The sequence below is a fragment of the uncultured Sphingomonas sp. genome (genome assembly GCF_964244235.1).
GTDB lineage: Bacteria > Pseudomonadota > Alphaproteobacteria > Sphingomonadales > Sphingomonadaceae > Sphingomonas.
This window is the reverse complement of sequence record NZ_CAXTII010000119.1, coordinates 1-5,789: the sequence shown is the minus strand read 5'-3', so window position 1 is coordinate 5,789 and position 5,789 is coordinate 1. Positions and strand designations below refer to the sequence as shown.

The 5,789-nt window shown below is 66.9% G+C and carries 7 protein-coding genes; 4 read left to right on the top strand and 3 right to left on the bottom strand.

Annotation, left to right across the window (positions count from 1 at the left end):
- A partial coding sequence (locus tag ACFE7D_RS13765; protein WP_375395983.1) for an AI-2E family transporter occupies nucleotides 1–916 on the bottom strand: 916 nt, incomplete at its 3' end.
- Complete coding sequence (locus ACFE7D_RS13760) at nucleotides 913–1,797, bottom strand: LysR family transcriptional regulator (protein WP_375395982.1); 885 nt, start codon at nucleotides 1,795–1,797, stop codon at nucleotides 913–915. The genes ACFE7D_RS13760 and ACFE7D_RS13765, both read right to left, overlap by 4 nt.
- 116 nt (nucleotides 1,798–1,913) lie before the next feature.
- On the opposite strand from ACFE7D_RS13760, the gene ACFE7D_RS13755 reads away from it, so the two are divergent.
- Together ACFE7D_RS13755 and wrbA are read left to right on the top strand one after the other, a co-directional pair.
- Entirely contained in the window at nucleotides 1,914–2,645 is a 732-nt protein-coding gene (locus tag ACFE7D_RS13755; RefSeq protein ID WP_375395981.1) for a pirin family protein, read from the top strand.
- A gap of 174 nt (nucleotides 2,646–2,819) precedes the next feature.
- A complete protein-coding gene (gene wrbA / locus ACFE7D_RS13750; protein ID WP_375395980.1) occupies nucleotides 2,820–3,419 on the top strand; it encodes an NAD(P)H:quinone oxidoreductase in 600 nt (199 codons plus the stop codon).
- Nucleotides 3,420–3,427: 8 nt separating this feature from the next.
- On the opposite strand, the gene ACFE7D_RS13745 is transcribed toward wrbA, so the two are convergent.
- Complete coding sequence (locus tag ACFE7D_RS13745) at nucleotides 3,428–4,156, bottom strand: M15 family metallopeptidase (protein WP_375395979.1); 729 nt, start codon at nucleotides 4,154–4,156, stop codon at nucleotides 3,428–3,430.
- A gap of 30 nt (nucleotides 4,157–4,186) precedes the next feature.
- Here ACFE7D_RS13745 and ACFE7D_RS13740 point away from each other — a divergent pair, with 30 nt between their 5' ends.
- Both ACFE7D_RS13740 and ACFE7D_RS13735 read left to right on the top strand, forming a co-directional pair.
- Nucleotides 4,187–4,834 carry an RluA family pseudouridine synthase gene (locus ACFE7D_RS13740; RefSeq protein ID WP_375395978.1) on the top strand — a complete coding sequence of 216 codons (648 nt, stop codon included), beginning with the start codon at nucleotides 4,187–4,189 and terminating at the stop codon, nucleotides 4,832–4,834.
- Nucleotides 4,835–5,072: 238 nt separating this feature from the next.
- Nucleotides 5,073–5,789: hypothetical protein (locus ACFE7D_RS13735; RefSeq protein ID WP_375395977.1), on the top strand; the 717-nt coding region annotated here is incomplete at its 3' end.

Here is a 5,789-nt window from a genome sequence, read left to right as displayed (position 1 = left end):
CGATGCCCAGAATCGCGAACAAGGTGACCGCAGGCGGGATCGAGACGACGCGGCTGGTGACGAAGGGCGTCACGAAATTCGTCTGGACCACGCGGACGATCGCATAGGTGATGAGCGTCCCGATGACGGGCCCGCTGCCGATCGTCGCCGCCAGCCCCAGCGCGGGCAGCATCGCCGCGGTCGGGCCGATATAGGGGATGAACTCCGACAGCCCCGCCAGCAGCCCGAGCGCGGCGGCGGATGGTACGTCGGCGATCCACAGACCGACGCCGACCAGCACGCCCATCGTCGTCATCTCGATGATCTGCGCGCGCAGCCATAGCCTGAGCGTCGATCCGACGTCGAACAGCGCATCCTCGAACGCGGGGCGCTTGGCGGGCGGGACGAGCAGCAGGAAACCACGTTCGTACATCCTGGGATTCACCGCGAAGAACAGGCTGCCGAACAGCAACAGCACGATGTTGACGAGCAGCTCGCCACCCCCCTGGACCAGCCCGCCGACGTCCTGCGCCGCCTTGCTGCCCGCATAGGCGGCCTTCGCCGCATCGACGATCTTCGCGCCGACGGGCGACTGCGACGCCCAGGCGGAGAATTGCTGGAGGATGCCGGGCAGCTTCACGATCAGCAGGTTGAGCTGCGCCCGGAACTGTACCCCGAACAGCCAGCCGAGGAAGGCGATCGCCGACAGGACAGTCAGCATCGCGAACCCCAGCGCGATCTTCCCGGGCAGCCGCAGCCGATCGCGATACCCCTCCGCAATGGCGTGGATCACGATCGCGCCCAGCATCGATCCGAACGCGAGGATCAGCAAATTACCCGCGCGGTACAGTGCTGCGGTGACGGCGGCGATGACGATCAGGATGATGATCCGCCGGATGAACCGGCTGTCCTCCGCATCGGGGGCAAGACGGTTCATCGCAGTCGCTCCGTAAGAAAGGTCATCAGCGCCTCGACGCGCGCGGGGCGCAACGGGCTGGGCGGGGTCAGCAGATGCAGCCCGACCTCGGCGGGACGCCAGTCGGGAAGGATCTCGACGAGCGCGCCCGACGTCAGGTGATCGCCCAGGATGAAGTCGGGCAACCGCGCGATGCCGAGCCCCATCAGCAACGCGGGCAGGATCGCCTCGCCGCTGTTCGCGCTCAGCGGGCCGCTGGCCTTCACGAACACCTCCGCCCCGTCGGGCCCGGCGAACCGCCACGGCCCGGTGACGTTGGTATAGCCCAGCAGCCTGTGCCTTGCGAGATCGGCGGGGTGCGTCGGCGTCCCGTGGCGGTCGAGATAGCCAGGCGCGCCGACGACATGGCCCACGATCCCGCAGAGCCGGCGCGCACGCAGCGAACTGTCGGGCAGCGCGGCGATCCGCAGCGCGACATCGAAGCCCTCGGCCACGATGTCGATCCGCGCATCCGACAGATGCAGTTCGATCTCGATCCCCGGATGTTCCGCGAGGAATTCGGCGAGCAGCGGCGCGACATTGACGACCCCGAAGCTCATCGGGGCGGCGACGCGGATGCGCCCCGCCGGCAGGCGTGCACCATCCTGCGCCTGCTCCTCCGCCGCGCGCGCCTCCGCCAGGATGCGCGCAGCCTGTTCGGCCAGCGGGCGCCCCGCCTCGGTCAGCGCGAGCCGGCGCGAGGTGCGATGGAACAGCGACGTGCCCAGATGCGCCTCCAGCCGCGACACCGCTTTGGATACGGTGGCCTTGGACAGGCCGAGCGTATCGGCGGCTGCGCTGAACGAATGATGCTCCACGACGGTCGCGAAGATCGCCCAGGCCTCGAAATCGGGTAATCGCATCGTCCTGTTCCCCCGATTCCAGCAGTTCATGTTAATTGGGGAAACCATCGGTTTCTAGCGTTTCCGTTTACGCGCGCGAACCGCACCCTATCTTGGGCGCAACCAAGGAGGCTCCCATGCTCGCCACCCAGACCCGTCCCGACACGACCACGATCGATCGTCGTACCTTCGCCAGCCTCGGCCATGCCGATCACGGATGGCTCGACGCGCGGCATCATTTCTCGTTTGCCGGCTATCATGACCCCGATCGGACGGGGTGGGGGTCGATCCGTGTCTGGAACGACGACCGGATCGCCGCGAACACGGGCTTCCCGCCACATCCGCATTCGGACATGGAAATCATCACCTATGTCCGTTCGGGCGCGATCACGCATCAGGATTCGATGGGCAATCGCGGCCGCACCGGGGCGGGCGACGTGCAGGTGATGAGCGCGGGCTCGGGTGTACGGCACGCCGAATATAATCTGGAAGGCGAACCGACGACGCTGTTCCAGATCTGGATCGAACCCGCCACGCGGGGCGGCACGCCGAGCTGGGGAGCGAAGCCGTTTCCCAAGGGCGACCGGTCGGGCAACTTCGTCGTGCTGGCCAGCGGTTTCGCGGAGGATGCCGGCGCGCTCCGCATCCGCGCCGAAGCGCGCGTCATGGGCGCGACGCTGAAGCCGGGCGAGACGGTGGAGCATGATGTCGGTACAGGTCGTCATGCGTATCTGGTACCGGCGACTGGATCGATCGAGATCGACGGTGCGCGGATCGATACGCGCGACGGTGTCGCGTTGTCGGGTGGTCGCACTTACGCGATCACCGCGATAGAGGAGGCTGAGTTGGTGCTGGTCGACGCGCAATAACTTCTGCCCCCCTCCCGCAAGCGGGAGGGGCCGGGGGTGGGCGCTCGCTATCCTCGGATCATCCCTTACGTAATCGAGCGTCTTCGCCCCCTCCACGTCCATCGCCCGCGACCAGCGGAGCGCCCACCCCCCAGCCCCCTCCCGCTTGCGGGAGGGGGAGAAGAAGGAAATCCAATGACCAAGGTCCTCGTCCTCTATTATTCCTCCTACGGCCATATCGAACAGATGGCCGACGCCGTCGCCGAAGGCGCACGTTCGGCCGGTGCCGAGGTCGACATCCGCCGTGTCGCCGAAACCGCGCCCAAGGAAGTCGTCGAAGCCGCGCACTTCAAGACCGACACCAAGCATCCCGTCATCGAAAGCCCCGACGCTCTCGCCGATTACGACGCGATCGTCGTCGGTGCGCCGACCCGCTTCGGCCGGATGCCCGCGCAGATGGCGGCGTTCTGGGACACGACCGGCGGCTTGTGGTTCAGGGGCGCGCTCATCGGCAAGGTCGGCGGGGCGTTCACCTCCACCAGCAGCCAACATGGCGGGCAGGAGACGACCCTGTTCTCGATCATCACCAACCTGCTCCACCAGGGCCTGACGATCGTCGGGCTCGATTACGGTTTCCAGGCGCAGATGGGGGTCGAAGAGGTGAAGGGCGGATCGCCCTACGGTGCGACCACGATCTCCGATGGCGACGGCAGCCGCCAGCCGCACGCGGAGGAACTCGACGCCGCGCGCTACCAGGGCAAGCGGATCGCCGAGACGGCGGCGAAGCTGGCGTAATTCGCCGCTTACTCAGGCTTCGAGACGAGTATTGGCGGTTGCGCTGGCGGTTGTAGGATCGATGGCGCAACCGCCGGGTTCGCCGGGAACCGCGCCCGCGCGCACGCGAATACCCGGCGTGCCGCCATGGCGTCCGGCACGTCGGCGTTGCGGCCGACCCAGCGCCAGTGCCACGGCTCCCATTTCACCTGCTGCTTGTTGCCGCCCGGAAACGAAAGCTCGAACCCGAACCGCGGCGCGTTGGCCAGCAACCACTTTGCGGGCAACGAAGCGGCCATGCAGGCATCGACGTCGGGACACCCGTTCGCCGGCCGCACCGCGAAATCGAGCGCATAGCCGGTGGCATGTTCGCTATAGCCGGGCGGCGCGACCGAGATCGCGCGATCGGCCGCGCCGCTCTCCGGCCGCTCGCGCCCGAATACCGCGATCTGCCGTTCGACCGATCGGAAACAGGACAAGGCCAGCAATCGACCACCGGTGCGCGGATCGGTTCTCGCCGCTGCCAGCAATGCCGCCAGATCGGGCAGAACGACGCTCCGCAACCGGCAATCGTGCCGGACGGTTTCCTCGGATGGAACCGATGCCAATGTCTCTTCAGGCGCGTTGTCGTAGCGGAAATGCCCGAGCAGCCGGAAATCGGGGCAGCTTTGCGCGCCCGCGGGCGTGGCGAATAACGCCAGCATCGCGACCGCGAGCGGGATCGTGCTGCGGCGCATCATCGCCGCCGGGTCTGGCACGCGCGGCCGCATGGTGGCAAGGGCCGGGACATGCTCGTCAACAATGTCCTGTTCCTCGATGGCGAAGCGCTCGTCATCGACAAGCCCGCCGGGCTCCCCGTCGATCGTCCGCGCGACGGATCGCTCAGCCTGGAGAACCAGCTCGACAGCCTGAAGTTCGGCTTCAGGCGCTGGCCGCTGGCGGTCCACCGGCTCGACCGCGACACCAGCGGCTGCCTGCTGCTGTCGCGCAACCCCAAGGCGCATGCGCGGCTGCAGCAGGCGTTCGAGCAGGGGCTGGTCGGCAAGCGCTATCTGGCGGTGCTGGACGGCGTGCCGGTGGGCGATGGCGGCACGATCGACCTCGCGCTCGGCAAGACCAGCACGCGCGAGGATGGCTGGCGGATCGTGCCGGACAAGGGCGGCAAGGCGGCGCGGACCGATTGGCGGCTGCTGAAGATCTTCGAGGGCCGCGCGCTGGTGGAATTCGTCCCCGCGACCGGGCGCACGCACCAGATCCGCGTCCACGCCGCCTCGGGGCTGGGCGTGCCGGTGGTGGGCGATCCGGTCTACGGCAATGCCGATATCGGGGGGATGCTGCTGCACGCCGCGGAACTGACCGTGTCGCGGGAGGGGAAGGAGACGATCGCGGCGAAGGCACCGCTGCCGGATCGGTTCGGATCGTTCCGCGAGGGGTGAGGTTCTTGATGCGACAATTGAGGTAATGACTGATCTTGATGGTTAGCGGTCCGGCGGCATTCGGAACGGCGATGGCCTAGAGTTGCCCTTGCGCACATGACCGCCTTTCCCGAAAACGATGGTGTTTTGAGAATTAGCGGGCTTCCATTATGCCGCCTGCGACCATGAAGCGGTAATATCGTGGTGAAGTGTGGATTACACGTCTTGGCTTGATCATCCCAATTTTTAGAATGCCGATATGGTATTATCATCAGTAGACACCCGATCGGCACAGGAAGAAACGAACCGTCTGTTCCGTCAGGATCGGCTGATCGCCTGGAACACGATCCGCGTGACGTTCGCGGGCTGGCACGACCGGGTGATCGCCGCGCTCATGCTGGTTGCGGCGTTCGCGGTCGTCCGCGCTTGGTTCGGCGACCGCCCCTGGACGGTTGCGGCTTGGGCGGCACTCGCTGCCGGCATGGTGATCGGTATGGGCGCGGGACGCCTTGTCGCGACGCGCCTCGCCTTCCATGCCTTCGACGGACTGCTCGCAGCCGATGCCCTGCACCCGCAGATGCGCCGACGTTACGGGGCTGCATGGCACGGCGTCGGGCTAGCGCTGCTAGCTGTGGTTACGCTGATCGCCCGCCCGTCACTGCTGGTCGTCAGCGTTCCCGCCTATATCGGCGGGGGTCTGGTCGCCGGCCTGAGGGGTAGTGTCAGGATACCGAGGCGCTTCGCTGACATGACGCGACCGGGATGGACGCTCCGGGCATGTTCGCACCGCCCGATTGCCGGGGTGGTGGCCGCGACGGTGCTGCTCCTGTCGCTGTTGCCGGCACGCACGCTGGGCATGAATGCGCTGATGGCGGTCGTCGGCATCGAGACAGTGTTGCTCGCACTGATCCTGACCAGCGTCGATGACGCCATCGTCCGCTTCATGACCATCGCCGGACATGGATCACGGCACATC